The 17,426-nt window shown below is 63.7% G+C and carries 20 protein-coding genes and 1 pseudogene; 16 read left to right on the top strand and 5 right to left on the bottom strand.

Features of this window, described 5'->3' with window-relative positions; translation table 11 throughout:
- Positions 1-108: 108 nt before the first annotated feature.
- A complete protein-coding gene (locus ACFSGJ_RS03805) occupies positions 109-1,650 on the bottom strand; it encodes an alanine/glycine:cation symporter family protein (RefSeq protein ID WP_390260124.1) in 1,542 nt (513 codons plus the stop codon).
- A gap of 203 nt (positions 1,651-1,853) precedes the next feature.
- On the opposite strand from ACFSGJ_RS03805, the gene ACFSGJ_RS03800 reads away from it, so the two are divergent.
- The 3 genes from ACFSGJ_RS03800 (at position 1,854) to ACFSGJ_RS03790 (ending at position 7,225) form a co-directional block, all read left to right on the top strand.
- Positions 1,854-3,659, top strand: a complete 1,806-nt coding sequence (locus tag ACFSGJ_RS03800; RefSeq protein WP_390259648.1) for an ABC transporter transmembrane domain-containing protein — start codon at positions 1,854-1,856, stop codon at positions 3,657-3,659.
- Positions 3,660-3,752: 93 nt separating this feature from the next.
- A complete protein-coding gene (locus ACFSGJ_RS03795; RefSeq protein WP_390259647.1) occupies positions 3,753-5,645 on the top strand; it encodes an acyl-CoA synthetase in 1,893 nt (630 codons plus the stop codon).
- Positions 5,646-5,956: 311 nt separating this feature from the next.
- Complete coding sequence (locus ACFSGJ_RS03790; protein ID WP_390259646.1) at positions 5,957-7,225, top strand: integrase arm-type DNA-binding domain-containing protein; 1,269 nt, start codon at positions 5,957-5,959, stop codon at positions 7,223-7,225.
- Positions 7,226-7,281: 56 nt separating this feature from the next.
- Here the strand turns inward: ACFSGJ_RS03790 and ACFSGJ_RS03785 are convergent, their stop codons facing one another.
- On the bottom strand, positions 7,282-7,728 hold the full coding sequence (locus ACFSGJ_RS03785; RefSeq protein WP_390259645.1) for a DNA glycosylase AlkZ-like family protein: 447 nt from the start codon (positions 7,726-7,728) through the stop codon (positions 7,282-7,284).
- Between the two features lie 272 nt (positions 7,729-8,000).
- Between ACFSGJ_RS03785 and ACFSGJ_RS03780 the strand changes: the two genes are divergently transcribed.
- From ACFSGJ_RS03780 to ACFSGJ_RS03720, 13 genes are all read left to right on the top strand, one after another.
- Entirely contained in the window at positions 8,001-8,141 is a 141-nt protein-coding gene (locus ACFSGJ_RS03780) for a hypothetical protein (RefSeq protein ID WP_390259643.1), read from the top strand.
- Positions 8,138-8,830: a hypothetical protein gene (locus ACFSGJ_RS03775; RefSeq protein WP_390259641.1), complete on the top strand. Its 693-nt coding sequence runs from the start codon at positions 8,138-8,140 to the stop codon at positions 8,828-8,830. The genes ACFSGJ_RS03780 and ACFSGJ_RS03775 overlap by 4 nt, the downstream gene beginning before the upstream one ends.
- Positions 8,831-9,063: 233 nt before the next feature.
- Complete coding sequence (locus ACFSGJ_RS03770) at positions 9,064-10,260, top strand: DUF932 domain-containing protein (protein ID WP_390259640.1); 1,197 nt, start codon at positions 9,064-9,066, stop codon at positions 10,258-10,260.
- 182 nt (positions 10,261-10,442) lie between these two features.
- The gene (locus tag ACFSGJ_RS03765) at positions 10,443-10,658 is read left to right on the top strand and encodes a hypothetical protein (RefSeq protein ID WP_390259638.1); all 216 of its coding nucleotides are present in this window, start codon (positions 10,443-10,445) and stop codon (positions 10,656-10,658) included.
- Positions 10,651-11,091: a JAB domain-containing protein gene (locus ACFSGJ_RS03760; RefSeq protein WP_390259637.1), complete on the top strand. Its 441-nt coding sequence runs from the start codon at positions 10,651-10,653 to the stop codon at positions 11,089-11,091. Before ACFSGJ_RS03765 ends, ACFSGJ_RS03760 begins: the two co-directional genes overlap by 8 nt.
- Positions 11,091-11,267, top strand: coding sequence for a hypothetical protein (locus tag ACFSGJ_RS03755; protein WP_390259636.1), 177 nt, complete (start codon positions 11,091-11,093; stop codon positions 11,265-11,267). The genes ACFSGJ_RS03760 and ACFSGJ_RS03755 overlap by 1 nt, the downstream gene beginning before the upstream one ends.
- Positions 11,260-11,553 carry a hypothetical protein gene (locus ACFSGJ_RS03750; RefSeq protein WP_390259635.1) on the top strand — a complete coding sequence of 98 codons (294 nt, stop codon included), beginning with the start codon at positions 11,260-11,262 and terminating at the stop codon, positions 11,551-11,553. Before ACFSGJ_RS03755 ends, ACFSGJ_RS03750 begins: the two co-directional genes overlap by 8 nt.
- Positions 11,550-11,792 (top strand): hypothetical protein, encoded by a 243-nt coding sequence (locus tag ACFSGJ_RS03745; protein WP_390259633.1) that lies wholly within the window; start codon positions 11,550-11,552, stop codon positions 11,790-11,792. Before ACFSGJ_RS03750 ends, ACFSGJ_RS03745 begins: the two co-directional genes overlap by 4 nt.
- 236 nt (positions 11,793-12,028) lie before the next feature.
- On the top strand, positions 12,029-14,149 hold the full coding sequence (locus ACFSGJ_RS03740; RefSeq protein WP_390259632.1) for a ParB/RepB/Spo0J family partition protein: 2,121 nt from the start codon (positions 12,029-12,031) through the stop codon (positions 14,147-14,149).
- A 97-nt stretch (positions 14,150-14,246) separates the two neighbouring features.
- On the top strand, positions 14,247-14,723 hold the full coding sequence (locus tag ACFSGJ_RS03735) for a hypothetical protein (protein WP_390259631.1): 477 nt from the start codon (positions 14,247-14,249) through the stop codon (positions 14,721-14,723).
- Entirely contained in the window at positions 14,723-14,899 is a 177-nt protein-coding gene (locus ACFSGJ_RS03730) for a hypothetical protein (RefSeq protein ID WP_390259630.1), read from the top strand. Before ACFSGJ_RS03735 ends, ACFSGJ_RS03730 begins: the two co-directional genes overlap by 1 nt.
- Positions 14,868-15,236, top strand: a complete 369-nt coding sequence (locus ACFSGJ_RS03725) for a DUF6117 family protein (protein WP_390259628.1) — start codon at positions 14,868-14,870, stop codon at positions 15,234-15,236. Before ACFSGJ_RS03730 ends, ACFSGJ_RS03725 begins: the two co-directional genes overlap by 32 nt.
- 143 nt (positions 15,237-15,379) lie before the next feature.
- A complete protein-coding gene (locus ACFSGJ_RS03720) occupies positions 15,380-15,529 on the top strand; it encodes a hypothetical protein (protein WP_390259626.1) in 150 nt (49 codons plus the stop codon).
- 4 nt (positions 15,530-15,533) lie between these two features.
- On the opposite strand, the gene ACFSGJ_RS03715 is transcribed toward ACFSGJ_RS03720, so the two are convergent.
- From ACFSGJ_RS03715 to ACFSGJ_RS03705, 3 genes and pseudogenes are all read right to left on the bottom strand, one after another.
- Positions 15,534-15,743, bottom strand: a complete 210-nt coding sequence (locus ACFSGJ_RS03715) for a hypothetical protein (protein ID WP_390259625.1) — start codon at positions 15,741-15,743, stop codon at positions 15,534-15,536.
- Between the two features lie 476 nt (positions 15,744-16,219).
- Complete coding sequence (locus tag ACFSGJ_RS03710) at positions 16,220-17,260, bottom strand: IS110 family RNA-guided transposase (RefSeq protein WP_390259624.1); 1,041 nt, start codon at positions 17,258-17,260, stop codon at positions 16,220-16,222.
- A 63-nt stretch (positions 17,261-17,323) separates the two neighbouring features.
- Positions 17,324-17,426 (bottom strand): annotated as a pseudogene (locus ACFSGJ_RS03705) (IS5/IS1182 family transposase); the annotation flags it as partial.

Here is a 17,426-nt window from a genome sequence, read left to right as displayed (position 1 = left end):
TTGTCAGCGCTATGGCGCCCCGTGCGGAACCTCGCGAGCGCACATGCAACCGGCCAACGTCCAGGATTTGCAAAGGGCACCCGGCGTTGCCGGATGCCCTTTTTTCATTCACCAGACCCGCCGGATCTCGCCACTGTTCAGCTTGCCGAGATAGCGGTTCAGTTCGTCCCGGACGATCGGCATCAGGACGTAAAGCCCGATGATGTTGACCACGGCCATGGCAAAGATCGCGGCGTCGGAAAAGTCGATCACCGGATCGAGGCTCGCTGCGGCGCCGATCACCACGAATGCGCAAAAGAGCAGCTTGAACGCCAGTTCCTGCCGTGCGCCCTCGCCGAAAAGATAGGTCCATGCCTTGAGCCCGTAATAGGACCACGAGATCATGGTCGAAAAGGCGAACAGCACCACCGCCAGGACGAGGATGTAGGGGAACCACCAGATCGCCTCGCCGAATGCGGCCGAGGTGAGGCCGACGCCCTCTGTATCGCCCAGCGTCGCGATCCGGCCGCCCTCGGTCAGAACGTAGAGCCCGGTTTCGGCATCGATCAGCAACTGCCCGGTGATGATGATCACCAGCGCCGTCATGGTGCAGATCACCACCGTGTCGATGAACGGCTCCAGAAGCGCGACGAAGCCTTCGGAGATCGGCTCTTTCGTCTTGACGGCCGAATGCGCGATGGCGGCCGACCCCACGCCGGCCTCGTTCGAGAATGCCGCGCGCCGGAAGCCCTGGATCAGCGCGCCGACCATGCCGCCCGCGACGCCGAGCCCGGTAAAGGCGCCCTCGATGATCTGACCTGCTGCCCAGAGGATCTGGTCGCTGTGGATGATCAGGATGACCAGGGCGGTTCCCACATAGACGATCCCCATGAACGGCACGACCCGGGATGTCACGCGGGCGATGGACTGCAGGCCACCGACGATGACGGCAAAGACCACGCCGGCAAAGATCAGGCCGGTAACCCAGCCCGGATAGGCGCCGACCACGCCCGCGATCTGCTGATGCGCCTGATTGACCTGGAACATGTTGCCGCCACCAAAGGCCCCGAGCACGCAAAAGACGGCAAAGGCCACGGCGAGAACCCGCCCGCCGGGGACGCCGCGTTCGGCAAACCCTTTGGTCAGGTAATACATCGGCCCGCCCGATACCGTGCCATCGGCATATTCGTTACGGTATTTCACGCCCAGGGTGCATTCGGTGAACTTGGTCGCCATGCCCAAAAGGCCTGCGACAATCATCCAGAAGGTCGCGCCCGGGCCGCCGATGCCGATCGCGACCGCGACGCCTGCAATATTGCCGAGCCCTACCGTCCCCGACAGCGCGGTGGCGAGGGCCTGAAAATGGCTCACCTCGCCCGGGTCCCTGGGGTCGGCATAACGGCCCCGCACGATGGCGACCGCATGTCCCGCCATCCGGAGCTGGATGAAGCCGAAATAGACGGTCATGATGGCGGCAGCGACAACCAGCCACATCACGATCCACGGAACGCCGGTCCCCGGAATGTTCGCAAAAATGAGCGAGACGAACCAGCCGGTCGCCTCGGCAAAGGCAGCGTTGACCGCATCGTCGATCCCTTGCGCCCCTGCCGCCTGCGGGAGGATCAGCCCGGCCAGCGCCGGCGCCAAGATCCATCTGCCATCACGATTCATCATGGATATCCTCACCTGTTTCGATGGCGCGGGTCTTTGACATGTGCGGATGGATAATTGAACCCCCTTTCGTCCGCGATCTGCAAGGGATCGCGCATCCGGCGTGCCGGTGGCGGGCTGCCCGCGTCCATGCGTCGCCGCCCCTGCGCTTGCCGCAATGGCGGCGGTGCCGTAAACGAAGCTCTGGCAGCGACGGAAAGACCATGGCCAATCAGACCCCCGCGCAGGAACAGGCTGCGCCTCAGGATCGCCCGAAATCACGGCGCGTGGGCGCGCTTTCGGGACTTCTGCCCTTTATCCGGCCCTATCGTGCGCTGATGTGGGGGGCGATTGCGGCGCTTACGCTGACGGCGTTCGTTTCGCTGCTGCTGCCGATTGCAGTACGCAGGGTGGTCGACACCTTCAACGCGGATGACGTGACGCTGCTGAACCAGTATTTCGCCGCCGCGCTTGGTATCGTCGCGCTGCTCGCGCTCGGGACGGGCGCGCGCTACTACATGGTGACGCGGCTGGGGGAACGGGTGGTGGCCGACATCCGGCGCGCGCTCTTTGATCGCATGATCGGAATGAGCCCCTCTTTCTTCGAGCGGATCATGACCGGCGAGATTCTGTCACGTCTTACCACGGACACGACGCTCGTTCTGTCGGTCATCGGGTCCAGCGTCTCGATCGCGCTGCGCAACCTCTTGCTGCTGGCGGGTGGGCTGGTGCTGATGCTTCTGACCAGCGGCAAGCTGACGGGCCTTGTCCTGCTGCTGGTGCCGATGGTCATCGTCCCCATCGTGGTCATGGGCCGGCGCCTGCGCGTTCTCAGCCGCGAAAGCCAGGACCTGATCGCGGCAAGTTCTGCCAATGCGGCCGAGGCGCTCATGGCGGCGCAGACGGTGCAGTCCTTCACGCATGAACGGGTCAGCCGGGCCGCCTTTTCCGATGTGACCGAGCGCGCCTTTGACGCCGCACGGCGCCGCATCGGCACCCGCGCGATCATGACGGTGATCGTCATTTTTCTTGTGTTCAACGGGATTGTCGGCGTGCTCTGGATCGGGGCGAACGATGTGCGCTCGGGGGCGATGACGGCGGGGGTTCTTGTCCAGTTCGTCATCTACGCCGTGATGGTCGCAGGCGCCGTCGGGGCCCTGTCAGAGATCTGGGGCGAGCTTCAGCGGGCAGCCGGTGCGACCGAGCGGTTGATGGAACTCCTTGCCGCAGCCGACGCGGTCGAGGACCCGGCCACACCTGTCGCCCTGCCGCGCCCGGTCCGCGGCGAGGTCCGGTTCCAGGATGTGACCTTCCGGTATCCCGCGCGGCCCGGAATTGCGGCGCTGAATGGTGTCACGCTCGACATCAGCCCGGGCGAGACTGTGGCGCTGGTCGGCCCCTCGGGCGCGGGCAAGACAACGATCATCCAGCTTTTGCAGCGATTCTATGACCCGAGCGGTGGCAGCATCACCATCGACGGCGTCGATCTGCGCGACATGGCACGCAGCGACTTTCGCGCCGCCCTGTCGATGGTGCCCCAGGAACCCGTCATCTTTGCGGCCAGCGCCCGCGAAAACATCCGTTTCGGGCGCCCCGAGGCCACGGATGCGGAGGTGGACGAGGCCGCACGGGCCGCTGCAGCGCATGATTTCCTGTCGGCCCTGCCGCGGGGCTATGACACAGAGCTTGGCGAACGCGGCGTCCTTTTGTCCGGGGGGCAGCGGCAGCGCGTGGCCATTGCCCGTGCCATCCTGCGCGATGCCCCGATCCTGCTGCTGGATGAGGCGACCTCGGCCCTCGATGCGGAATCGGAGCGCGCGGTGCAGGCCGCCGTCGAACGATTGGCCGAGGGGCGGACGACGCTGATCGTGGCCCACAGGCTCGCCACCGTCAAAAAGGCCGACCGGATCATCGTCTTCGATCATGGCCGCATCGTCGACAGCGGCACCCATGACGCGCTTGTCGCCCGGAACGGGCTCTATGCGCGACTTGCGCGGCTCCAGTTCACCGAGGGCAGTGCCGCAGCCTGAAAGGGCGCAGCGTCACGCTTGCACCCCACTGCCGGTTGCGGCCAAATTTGCCCCAAGGGTCCGGAGGAGGGCCGGGGAGGGGAGAAGAAACGAATGTCAGCCTATGCAACGCTTGCCGACCGCGACGCGATCGAAGCCGAAATGCCCTGGGATGCGCGGGGGCTTCCCGCCTCGGTCTACGGGCTTTTGGCCAGAACGCGCGCCGCCCATGGCGACCGCCCGGCGATCAGTTTTCAGCTTTTGTCAGGTGCGACCGATCCCGCGAAAACCCTGAGCTGGGCAGAGTTCATGGATCAGGTCACGCAGGTGGCGAACCTCTTTCGCAGCCTCGGCGTGGGCGAGAAGGATGTTGTCGCCTTCGTCCTGCCAAATTGCCTTGAGACCGCGGTGACCCTGATCGGCGGTGCGACCGCAGGCATCGTGAACCCCATCAACCCGTTGCTGGAGCCGGAACAGATTGCCGCCATCCTTCGGGAAACGGGGGCCAAGGTCGTCGTGACGCTCCGCGCCTTTCCCAAGACGGATGTGGGCCAGAAGGTGGCCGAGGCCGTAGCCCTTGCGCCGTCGGTCAAGACGGTGCTGGAGGTCGACCTCAACGGCTATCTGACGCCGCCGAAACGCTGGATCGTGCCCCTGATCCGCCCCAGGAATCCGGTCACCCACAAGGCCCGCGTGCTCGATTTCAACAAGGCGCGGGCCGCGCAGCCCGCCGACAGGCTGACCTTTGCAGACGCGACCGAGGACCGGATCTGCGCCTATTTCCATACGGGCGGCACGACGGGGATGCCCAAGGTTGCGCAGCACAAGGCGTCGGGCATGATCTATAACGGCTGGCTCGGGCATCGGCTGCTGTTCACGGAACAGGATACGGTCATCTGCCCCTTGCCGCTTTTCCACGTTTTCGCGGCCTATCCGATCCTTATGTCGCTGATTTCTTCGGGGGCGCATGGGGTCTTTCCGACGCCCGCCGGCTATCGCGGGGAAGGGGTCTTCGACAACTTCTGGAAGCTGATCGAGCGGTGGAAGGTGACGTTTGTCATCACGGTTCCGACCGCCATTTCCGCGCTGATGCAGCGCCCGGTGAATGCCGATGTCTCGTCATTGAAATACGCCTTTTCCGGTTCGGCCCCCCTACCGGTGGAGCTTTATAACCGCTTCGAAAAGGCGACCGGCGTGACCATTGTCGAGGGATACGGCCTGACCGAGGCGACCTGCCTAGTCTCGATCAACCCGCCCGAGGGCCAGAAAAAGATCGGCTCGGTCGGCATTCCCTTTCCCTACACCCATGTCCGGATTCTGGACGCGGATGGCGATGGCAGCGTCCGGCGCGAATGTGGCGTCGATGAGGTGGGCGAGATCTGCATCGCAAACCCCGGCGTGTTCGAGGGATCGACCTATACCGAGGTGGACAAGAACCGCGGTCTCTTTGCCGAAGGGCGCTATCTGCGCACCGGCGATCTGGGGCGGCTGGACGCGGATGGATATCTTTACATCACCGGCCGCGCCAAGGACCTGATCATCCGGGGCGGGCACAATATCGACCCCGCCATGATCGAGGACGCGTTGCTGAGCCATCCTGCCGTCGCTTTCGCCGGCGCCATCGGGCAGCCGGACGCCGTTGCGGGCGAATTGCCCTGCGCCTATGTCGAACTGGTGGCAGGGGCCGAGGTCACGCCGGATGCGCTGCTTGAACATGTCGACGGGCGCATCCCCGAACGGGCCGCCATGCCCAAGTACATCGAAATCCTGTCCGAGCTTCCGAAGACTGCGGTCGGGAAGGTGTTCAAGCCGGAACTGCGCAAGCTCGCCATCAAGCGCGTCTATGACGCGGCGCTGGCCGAGGCCGGACTGGCCGTGACGGTGGCCGAGGTCGTTGAGGATCGCAAGCGCGGCCTGGTCGCGCGGTTGCACCGGGAGGACAGCGTCGCGGATGCCAAGGTGCAGGAAACCCTGGGCCAGTTCACCCGTCCCTGGGAATGGGCCTGACGCCCGGCGGGGCGTGCGGAAGAGGGCAGAAAACAAAAGGCCGGTCGTGAGACCGGCCTTTTTTGTTGGAGCGGGCGATGAGATTCGAACTCACGACCCTAACCTTGGCAAGGTCATGGTTTATGTTCGCTAGGCTTTCCGATTGACCTCTAAGATGCTATAAAACAACAGTAATATGAAAACTCTTTGCGCCATGCCTCGCTACGTGTGCCCCATGACTTCCGTCATTTTGCTTACATAGTGCTTACATTTTTCACCGCCTGTGATAATGTAAGCGGGACGGTGGGCGAGTTTAGTGTGAGAGGTTGACAATGGCCAAGCTGACCAAGCGATCGGTGGACGCCCTTTTGCCGCCCCAAAGCGGGCAGGATTTCCTGTGGGATGGCGACCTGAAGGGCTTTGGCGTCCGCATCGTCCCTTCGGGCCTCAAGACCTTCGTCCTTCAGTACAGGACATCTGAAGGGAAAAGCCGCCGCATCAAGCTGGGCCGCTATGGAGTCATGACTGTCGATCAGGCGCGCGACGAGGCCAGAATAAAGCTCGGCCTCGTCGCGGGTGGTCAGGATCCGGCGCTGGAAGAGAGCAGCCCAGTCGCGATCACGGTTGCCGAACTTTGCGACTGGTATATCGAAGAAGCGGGGGAAGGCCGTATTCTTGGGCGACGCAACCGCCCGATCAAAGCGTCCACGCTCGCGCTCGACAAGAGCCGGATCGAGACGCATATCAAACCTCTGCTCGGCAAGCGCTTCGCTCATTCCCTGAAGGTCGTCGACATCGAAGGAATGCAGTCAGACATCGTTGCCGGAAAAACGGCCAAGCCACGCGGCAAGGGCCGCGGGGGAGTGCCCTCTGGCGGGCCTGGTGTTGCGGCGAGGACGGTCGCGACCCTGCAAAGCGTCCTCAGTCATGCGGCGCGTCTCGACAAGATCAACGGTCACCCGACCAAAGGCGTGCGGCGGCTTGCGGGCAACAAAAAAACGCGCCGTTTGAGCACCGCAGAGATCAGGAAGCTCGGCGAGGCCATGCGCTTTGCCGAGCGCAATGGAGAGAGCCCGGTGGGGCTCGCCATTGTGCGCTTCCTGCTTCTCACCGGCTTTCGGCTCTCCGAAGGACAAGGCCTGAAATGGGAATGGCTTCACGCCAATGCCTGCTATGTCGCCTTCCCTGACACCAAGAGCGACGCCCAGATCCGCGCAGTCGGTCCGTCCGCCGCAAAGCTCGCGGCCAGCCAGCCCGTCCGCGGGAACTGCCCCTACGTTTTCCCGTCCGACTCAGGCGATCGTCACTATACGGCCGCCAAGGCCTGCCTCGCCCGGCTCTGCGCAATGGTCGGCATCGAGGGGGTTACACCGCATACGCTGCGCCACACTTTCGGAAGCGTGGCTGGCGACCTCGGTTTCTCGGAACTGACCATTCGCGCCCTCCTGGGTCACGCTGCACAGAGTGTAACCCAAGGCTATGTTCATATTGACGAAGCCCTGAAACTTGCTGTCACCAGAACTTGCGAAGAGATCGCATCTCTTCTGGCAGGCAAGGGCGAGGAAGCGCGCGCTGAACGGAATAGCAAGCAGGCGGCGTGAAAATGGTTGTCTCCACGAACATCGGAGCCCAATCAAGCTGCGAGGCTGATCGCGGATCATCCCTTGTGCTGGGCTGAAACCTCAGACAATCCGAGCCATTGTGCGAGCTGTGCCAGCTCCGCTTGCAGCGCCTCTGCTGTTCCGACGGGGGCGTCCGGTTCAGGATGCACCGCCTGGACGAGAAGGCGCGCTTTCGGGCGATCGGCCTTGAGGTCCACCCGTGCCACGAGGCGGTCGCCGAGAAGGAAGGGCAGTACATAATAGCCATGCTGGCGCTTTGCGGCTGGCACATAGATCTCGATCCGGTAGCGAAAGCCGAACAGGCGCTCGGCCCGATCGCGTTCCCAAATCAGGGGATCGAAGGGTGCCAGCAGCGCCCGTCCGTCGATGCGGCGCGGGCGGCGGGCATCGCGATGAAGAAAGGCCGGCGGCCAGCCGGGAACCCGTTCAGGGTGAAGGCGCGAGACTCTGGAAGAGTTGCTATGGCGACAACTCGGGTTCAAACTCGTTGCTTAGACGGCATCAAAGATTCATCGGGGGAGGCAAGCTTTGATTGCACACTGCATCAGTTTTTCTGCATTTGGTTCACGAGCCTTGGCTTATGAACTGTTTCAGGAGCGTATAAAGTCTGTTGTATAATCTGTAAGCCACTGGTATAAGTACATAATTTGTCAAATACCATTGATATTGCCCTGTCACTGTCTCTAGAGACAAGATCAAGGGCATACGAAATTTCGCTTCATCGCTCGAGCTGTCCAAAACGATGGAGCCACACATGGAACAACTGACCAGCCTTGCCGACGTGCTGTCCGGCCTGCCGCCCGGGGTACTCGTTCTCGTCATCATTCTCGCGGCTTTCGGTCTGGCGGCTTACGCGATCTACGCCGTCCTCACCGTGTCGAAAGGGGGCAAGTGACGGCGATGCAGAAATGGGTACACCTCCCTTCCGGGTGGATTGAGAACGAAGGGCTGAAGGCGTTTCAGTGGAAAGTGGGTGGTTCGGACAATACGGCTGCCCTGATGGCGCTGATCGCGATCGCACATCGAGCTGATCAAGCGACAGGCCTGGCCCGCGTGACATATGACGACCTCTGCACGGCCATCGACATCAGCCGCGCCAAGCTCTCGAAAGGTCTGAGCCTGCTGGAGAGCAGGAAAATCGTCGAGCGCTGGCAGAACGGTAGAAGTTGGTTTCGGCTGGCCGGCTACAATCCGACCGGCGGGTGGTGCAAGCTTCCGGCGGCGCCACTATACACAGGTCCGGTGATAGAGGCGTTTCGCCATTTCCGGCTGAGGAACAAGGTCGAACTCAACGCCATCCGGTTGTATCTGCTCTTCGCTGCCCGCAGAGGTCGCGATACCAACCTCGCCAATATCAGTCTGGACAAGATCACCGATTACACAGAAATCCGTCGCCACGACATCAAGGCTGCGACCAGTCTGCTGGCCGGGCTGTCACTTGCCTACATCGAGCGCGTGCCCAGCAATGCGAATGAATTTGGCGTTGCGAACGCATATCGGCTGGCGGGACTGGAATCCGGGGTGCACATGGGAACCATCGGCCGCAGGTTGACCGCGCATGACTATGATGCCTCTGCCGAATAGGATCGCGGCCCTTTAGCGCAACAGAACGCATCTGCTCGGACCAGTGATCCAGGAAGAGGCCGCCATCGGTGGGGGAAGGTTTTCCCCCTGGCCGGCACTTCGTTGCCGGCGCACCCCCTTCAGCGGGGAGACCCCGCAACGCCCCCTTGGAGAGTCAGAGTGCGGGCCGGTTTTTCCGTGACGGGTTGATGGCCGGGGGAGAGGCCTCCGGCGCCCGTCGCGGAGTGATCTTCATGAACACCGTTGAGATTCTGGAACCCGTGCGGCCGCAGCGTGGCGGTTACAAGGTGGATGTCGGCCGGGGCGAGCGCAACGGCCGCGTCTCGTCGGAATGGTTCAACCGGCCCGATGACGAGCGCTATCTCTCGCTCGACGACCTCTGGGCCTCGGTCAAATCCCGGTCCGAACGCAGCAGCACCCGCATCGTCGAGACCGCAAAGATCCATGTCGAGGCCAGCCGCGACAATGCCGAGCGGCTGCAACTGGTCCTGCCGAAGGCCGAGGCGCCGGTGGCCCCGACCCATTGGGCGTTCGGCCAGCTCGCGAGCCTCGTGGGTGCGCCCGCGGCCTATCTGCGTCAGCTGCCTGCGCCGCTCGCCGGCATCAACCTGCAATACGGCCTGTCCTCTCACCGCGCAGAGCAAGTCAAGACCTTCGAGACCGAGGACGGGCGCACCGAACTGCGGGCCGTGACCGGGCCCGACTACGGCCGCATCTACGATCACGAGCTGGTCGAGGCGGTGCAACGCATCGCCGGAAACGGCACCGGCGACACCCGCTGGAAGGTGCCGGGCGTGCTGGACTGGTCGACCGGGGTCTACAACCCGGATGTCGACATCACCCGCGACACCACCACGCTCTATGCCTCGGATCGCGACGTGTTCCTGTTCCTGGTCGATGATCGCAATCCGATCGAGGCCGGCAAGCTGCCCGATGGTTCGCCCGATCTTTATTTCAGGGGATTTTACTGCTGGAATTCCGAGGTTGGCGCCAAAACCCTTGGCATCGCAAGCTTCTACTTGCGTGCCGTATGTCAGAACAGGAATCTGTGGGGCGTGGAGGATTTCCAGGAGATCACCATCCGCCACTCGAAATATGCCGCCTCCCGCTTCGCCCATGAGGCCGCCCCGGCGCTGACCCGTTTCGCCAACTCCTCGCCCATGGGTTTCGTCAATGGCGTGAAAGCAGCCCGGCAGCAGATCGTCGCGCGCAATGACGAGGACCGGGACGCCTTCCTTCGCAAGCGCGGTTTCAGCAAGGCCGATACCACGAAGATCATCGCCACCGTGCTGGTCGAGGAGGGCCATCCGCCCGAGAGCATCTTCGATTTCGTGCAAGGGATCACCCGGCTCGCGCGGACGAAGACCCAGCAGGACGCCCGCCTCGATCTCGAGGGCAAGGCGAAGAAGCTGCTCGACCGGGTCGGTTGACCCCCCCCCGCCTCTGGTGCCCGCCTTCCAGTGTGGGGGCGGGCGCCTCATCGCGGCGGGAGGGCAGCTTCGGCAATTGGCTGAAGGCCTGGTTTCCCGCCTCAATTTCACAGGCTGGACCCTTCCGCTTGGCACCGCTGCCGGAGCGGCAGGGGGACGGCCTGCTTTCCCATGAGGATCTCATGCAAACCTTCGATGACAAGGTGGACCTCGCTGTCCACGCCGCCTTCACGGCCCTTGGCCTGCGGGTCGCCAGCCACATGGAACTGGCCTGCCGGCTCAATGACTTCATCACGCAGGAATTCCAGTTCGTGGTGGGTGATGACGACGATTCCGCGTCCGGGGACGAGAAGCTCGATGCCGGCACCAATGACGCGGGAGGCCCCGCCGATGACTGAACAGGAACAGACCATCATTCTCGAGGCCCGGGAAATCCTCGCCCGCTATATCAACCATAATCCCGTCCTGTCGTCCTGGCAGGCGGTGCTGGACTATTGCGCGCTTTCCGTCAGAGGCGAGGTCGAGCGGTTTCACGTCCTCTATCTCGACCGAAGGAACCGGCTCATTGCGGACGAGCGGCATGCGGTCGGCACCGTGGACCATGTGCCGGTCTATCCACGGGAAGTGATGAAGCGGGCGCTGGAACTGCACGCCTCGGCGCTGATCCTTTGCCACAATCACCCCTCGGGTGACTCTGAGCCGTCCCAGGCCGACATCGAGATGACGAAGCGGATCGCACAGGCCTGCGATGTACTCGGCCTGACCCTGCATGATCACGTCATCATCGGCGCGGGACGCGAGACCAGCCTGCGCACACGAGGGGACATCTGATGTTCAGCCATGCCTTCGACTTCGCTTTCGAGGTGACCTCCCGCCGAAAGGACGCCGCCGACGTCACGGCCGAGATGCTGCGCGCCGCCCTGATCCGGCGGGCGAGCACCCTGTCCCGCGAGGAATTACTCGAGGCTTGCGATTGCTTTGACACGGTCGAGGTATCCGATGACTGACCAGGCTACATTCCGTCGCCAATTGCGCACCATCACCGCGCACTTCCGGCGCTATCCGGATCGACCGGCACCGACGACCAGGACCCTCGAATTCGCCTTCGAGACCAGCCGGGACCATTCCGATGCCATGGCCGCCTGCCTGATGCTCGATCCGGCGATCCGGCCTGGCCTCGATCAGTGGGGCGTGTTCGGCCAGAAGGTCTGGCTCGCCAGCCGGTTGCGCCATGACGGCAAGACCGTTGAGCAGATCATTGAGGACACCTATCCGCAGGAGGGCAAGGCATGACGTGGTTCGTCGTTGAAGTGGTGGCGCTTGCCGATTGGGAGGACCTGGACCCGGAAGATGTCGATGCACAGGGCGAGTGCATCGTCGATGGCGGCTATCTGGTCGCGGCGTCGGACGAGGAGGCGGCGCTGGACAGCTTCCACCACCAGGTGGCGATCGCCTGCCTTGAGGACTTTCTGATCTCTGTGCGCGCGCGTCGCCCGGAAGATGGCTTTGCCTCGTTCCGGGAAATGCTGTGACAGCCGTCCGTCCTGTCGCGCAGGATGCCGGGGGCGGTACGGTCCTTTCAGGGTCTGGCGATCCGCGAAAGATCATCTGGCGCGGCAGCGCCGAAGCAGGGCGGCGCGGACAAGCGCCTTCCAAGGGAGGTGCTCGCCCTTCGGCGGGCAGAGAGACAGGGGAGGGATGGGTGTTTCGGTAGGCGGGTTGGAGGTCGGGAGAGAGGCTCCCGGCCGCCCGCCGCGGAGAGACCGAAATGGCAACTGCCGTTCAGAAGATCACCCTGTCGTCCTCGCGCGACATCCCCTTCAACAAGCTGGTGCTCAGCCAGTCCAACGTCCGCAAGATCAAGGCGGGCATCTCGGTCGAGGAACTGGCCGAGGACATTGCCCGTCGCGGGCTGCTGCAAAGCCTCAACGTCCGCCCCGTGGTCGGCGATGACGGTCTGGAAACCGGCATGTTCGAAATCCCCGCCGGCGGGCGCCGCTATCAGGCGCTTGCTCTGCTCGTGAAGCAGAAGCGTCTCGCCAAGACCGCGCCGGTGCCCTGTGTCGTCCGGGAGGCCGGCACCGACATCCTGGCCGAGGACGACAGCCTTGCGGAAAACGTCCAGCGGGTCGCGCTGCATCCGCTCGACCAGTTCCGCGCGTTCCTCGACATGCGCACCAAGGGCATGACGGAAGAGGCGATCGCGGCCGCCTTCTTCACCACCGCGCAGATGGTGAAACAGCGCCTGCGGCTGGCGTCGGTTTCGCCGGTGCTCCTCGACATCTATGCCCAGGACGGCATGACGCTGGAAATGCTGATGGCCTTCACCGTCAATCCGGACCACGCCCGCCAGGAACAGGTCTGGCAGGCGATCAAGGACGCCTGGTCGAAAGAGCCCTACCAGATCCGCCGGATGCTGACCGAAACTTCCGTGCGCGCCTCGGACAAGCGGGCGCGTTTCGTGGGCGTCGAGGCCTACGAGGCGGCGGGCGGCTATGTCCTGCGCGATCTTTTCCAGTCCGACGATGGCGGCTGGCTCCAGGACCCGGTGCTGCTCGACCGGCTGGCCGGCGAGAAGCTGAAAACCGCTGCCGACGAGATCGCAACCGAAGGCTGGAAGTGGATCGAGGTCGCCGTCAGCTTCCCCTATGGCCATGATCACGGACTGCGGGAACTGGTCGGCTCCACTGTCGATCTGACGGGCGAGGAGCGCGCTGCCCGCGAGGCGCTGCGCAACGAATTCGACCGGATTGAAGCCGAATATTGCGAGGCAGCCGAACTGCCGGACGAGGTCGATCAGCTGCTGGGCGAGATCGAGCAGGCGCTCGAAGCCTTTGAACAGCGCCCCACGGTCTATGATCCTGCGGACGTCCCCCGCGCGGGGGTGTTCATCTGCATCGCCTCGGACGGCACGCTTCTGGTCGATCGCGGCTATGTCCGGCCGGAAGATGAGGCGCAAGCGGAAGGCGAGGACATCAATCCCGACACTGGAGACCAGCCTGAGGGCAGCGCGCCGCAGGGCACGGGTCAGCGCGCCACCATCACCGTCGGCGGCCAGCCCACCGAGCCCGAGGATGGTGACAGCGACACGATCAAGCCCTTGCCGGAACGCCTCATCATCGAGCTGACCGCACATCGCACGCTTGCGTTGCGGGATGCCGTGGCCGGCAATCCCCATGTCGCGATGACCGCGCTGCTGCACAGGCTGGTTCTCGACTGCTTTGGTGCCCATATCTCGGGCGCCGCGCTGGAGGCCAGGGTGCGCGAGGTGTATTTGTCGGTGCAGTCCTCGGGCCTCGCGGACTCCTCTTCGGCAAAGTCCATCGACCAGCGTCACGCTGCATGGAAGGAGGACCTCCCGGCCTTCGACGATGACGACAGGCTTTGGAACTGGCTCGATACGCTCGACCAGGCCAGCCGTCATGCGCTGCTGGCACATTGCGTCAGCTTCGGGATCACCGCGCTCTACGAGCGGCCGAACCCCTATAGCGGGACGGGCGTCAGCCAGAGTGGTCTCGACCGCCGTCTGGCCGAAGCCGACCGTCTTGCGCGCGCCACCGGCCTCGACATGGTCGAAGCGGGTTGGAAGCCTACCGTCGACAACTACTTCGGGCGTGTGACCAAGGCCCGGATCCTCGAAGCGGTGCGCGAGGGTCTCGGCGAGCAGTCGGTCGAACTGATCGAGGACAAGACGAAGGTCGAAATGGCGAAGGAGGCCGAGCGCCTGATGGCCGACAGCGGCTGGCTGCCCGAGCCGCTTCGCATGGCGGTCGACGGATCGGATGATCTGCCGGTCGAGGGAGAAGCCGCGGCGCTGCCCGAATTCCTCGCCGGCGATCTCGACGAAGACGGTGCTGGCGAAGCCGAGCAGATGGTCGCAGCCGAGTGATCCCGCGGCGGGGCGATACGGATCGTCCCGCCGTCTTTTCCATCCCTACATGCGGCCCGGTCACCTCCGGGCCGCAATCCGTTCAGGAGTATCCTTCATGTCAGCCCACAACATCTACGATCACGCGCCGCTCGGCTCGCTGATCCGCTACTCGGACGGCACACTGAGGCCCCCGGCGCGCTTCACGAAGAAGCTGGCGGCCTGGAACCGTCGCAACGGCCTCGGCCGGCTGGTCCAGAAAAGCCCGCCGCGCCATCAGCCCAGCTACAACGCCCCCGCCTCGGTCACGCTCCACGAGGGTGGTTTCGCGTCGCGCGGCGTCATCCTCGTCACCATGACGCGCACGCATTCCGTCGACAGCGAGCTTCGCTTCGAGGTCGTCGAGCGGCCCGCCATCGGCATGGTCCGGGTCATCCAGCCCATCGGCGAAGGCACCGAACTGCTGTATCTGGCGGTGGACCGGGAGGCTGCGGAACTCTGGCTGGCGAAGAACCCCCACCACCGGGCGCGGCTCGAAGAGGTCACGGCCGACGAGGTCTGCGCCGATGTCGTCGAAGGCCGTGCGGTGGCGTGATGCCGAACGCGACGCACGACCGGCTGGAGCAGATTGCCCGCGGCGCAGGGTGGGACAGCTACACCCTTCTGCTGCTGATCGGCCGATGGGCCGAGGCCACGGGCCAGGCCCGTCCACTCCTCGGCTACCTGAAAACCCTCGCACGTGAGGAAGACGGCGCGCCCGCCGAAGACTGATTCCGTCCCTCGAACCGGCCCGGCCTCCCTGCGAGCGCCGGGCCGTTTTCGTTTCACGAAAGGAGACCGATATGGCGATCCCAGACCATGCCGCACCAACTTCCACACCCTGCTGCGCGCCGCCGACGACGGCAATCTCGCGCTGATGGAATGCGCCGATGCGCGCACCGGCGACACCCGGTATGTGATCTGCGCCGTAGGTCGCGACGGCAACGACCACATCTTCACGCCTTTCGGCCATCTCGCCGACGGCAATCCCTATGACGCCTATCTCCCGCCCGATCCAGCGGACCCGACCGGCTTCGTCCGGCCCGATGAGCAGGGAGAACGGCAATGATGGACGTCGACGCAATTTTAGGGGCCGATCGGGAACTTCCACCGCAGGAGCGATCGTTGCCCTGAGAGGAAACAAGATATGGCTTCACGGTCGTCGTCGAACCCAAGCCACATTGGGCAGAAGATCTGCGGGCGTATAGCCTCGTGGATCGCAGCTACTGCTATTATGCCGACTGGCGGCTGAACGGCGGTGCCGCCCGGTTCTTCCGCCATCCCGAAACCACCGGCGACGATGTGATAAGGACGGCCCGCGCCATGATCGCACGGGAAATCACCGATGGCCTCTGGCGGTAGCCGGTCACTCTGGCTGGCCGGTGACGGCGATCCGCGCGGATCGCATGAGCTGCGCAAGCTCGGCGGGATTTCCGACCAGTTCGCCGAGGATGGTCTTCATGTCCTGGCAGTCCGAGGCGGGTTGCAATGCCCCGGGCTGGCGCTCGATGGCCAGGATGGCGATCGCCAGCGCCTTCTTCACCAGAAACAGATCACGATCCCGGAATTCAGCCATGTCGCCCTCCCTGCAGCGTGGGCGGCATCCTCAGACCCATCCCCTGAGAAACACGATTGCGGAGGTTCAGCTTTCCGGCAAGAGCGGCGTGGCGGCGCCGCATCTGTTTTGTAGGGATCCGGCTCCGGTCAGAGGCGCAGCCCATCCCCCGCGAGCAGTCCCTTTCCTTGGTCTGGCCGGGGCTTGGTCAATCAACCCGCCTATGTGGAACGGCCCGCGGTGCAAGATGCTTTCTGTGCGATTTGGTCCATTGGGGTACGGTGCGGTCATATGTCCGGCCTGTTCGTGCGGTGTGATACCGCTGGCCTCGATGAAGTCCGCGAAGCAGGTGGCTTGATCAAGGGGGCGCGCTCGGAGCGCGTCGCGGGTTTCTGCCTGTCCTGTTTCGGGATTGCGTCCCGTCGGTTCATCGCCAAGGTTGGCACCTTACATCTGTCGGCCTGGGCCGGGCAGATACTTGAGGCGGGGGTTACTCCTTATGCGGTAGTCATGGTCGCAATTGTCGTTGGCGTGCGGTAGCTGCCCCCCTTGACCAAAAGCGCCCAGATCGTCCGAGCAACCTTGTTGGCCAGGGCAATCGCGACCACCTTGAAGGGTCTCCTTTCCAGCAGGCGCTGCAACCAGGGCCACGCTTTGTCGTGGTATCGAACGTGCCGGAGCACCGAGGCCGCCCCGGCTGTCAGAAGAGATCGTAAATCCGAATTGCCCATCCTCGAAATACTTCCGAGACTCGCCTTTCCTCCGCTGGAATGTGATCGCGGGGTCAGTCCCATCCAAGCCGCGAAATGACGGGCTGAACGGAAACCTCCGGGATCTGGAACCAGAGCCATGATCGTTGTTGCGATGATGGCTCCGACGCCGGGGATTGTCATCAGACGCTGCATGTCAGCGCAGGCCTTGGCCTCATCCCGAACCTTGCGTTCCAATCTGTCGATCCGCTCTGAAAGCCGCTCGATTTCTTCGACGAGTTCGGTAAGCGCAAACCGCGCGGCCGGAGGGAGACGCTCATCCTCTTCGTCCCGGACAGCGGCTCCCAGCGCCTTCACGTTTGAGGTTCCCGATCGCGCGACGATCCCGAACTCGCCCATATGGGCCCGCAGCGCGTTGATCGTCTGGGTGCGTTGGCGGACCAAAAGCGCGCGTGTCTTGAGCACGGCGGCGGCGGCCTGTTGTTCGGCCGATTTGACCGGGACAAACCGCATCGTTTTGCGCGTCACCGCTTCGCTGATGGCTTCGGCATCGGCGGCGTCCGTCTTGCCGCGCTTCACGAAGGGTTTCACATACTGCGGCGGTATGAGCTTCACCTTGTGGCCAAGGGCTGTGATTTCTCTGGCCCAGTAGTGAGCGCTTGCACAGGCCTCCATCGCGACAAGACAACCCGGCAGTTTTTTGAAGAACCGCCGCATCTCGCTGCGGCGCAGTTTCCGGTTGAAAAGCGGCGCTCCATCGGCATCTGCGCCGTGCACCTGGAAAACGTCCTTGGCCAAATCCAGGCCGATTGTAGTAACCTCGCTCATGGAACGGTCCCTCCTTGTGGCGTTTGCAACAACGACCACGCTAGGGTCCAGACTCATTGAATTTCACAGCCAGAACAAGACGGTTGCGGCGAGCATGATCGCGGAGAAGAAGGTTTCCGGGCAGCGGTCGTATCGGGTGGCGACGCGCCGCCAATCCTTCAGACGG

It is taken from the genome of Halodurantibacterium flavum (genome assembly GCF_042681825.1).
In the GTDB taxonomy this organism is placed as follows: Bacteria; Pseudomonadota; Alphaproteobacteria; order Rhodobacterales; family Rhodobacteraceae; genus Halodurantibacterium; species Halodurantibacterium flavum.
This window is presented reverse-complemented; position numbering and strand designations above follow the sequence as displayed.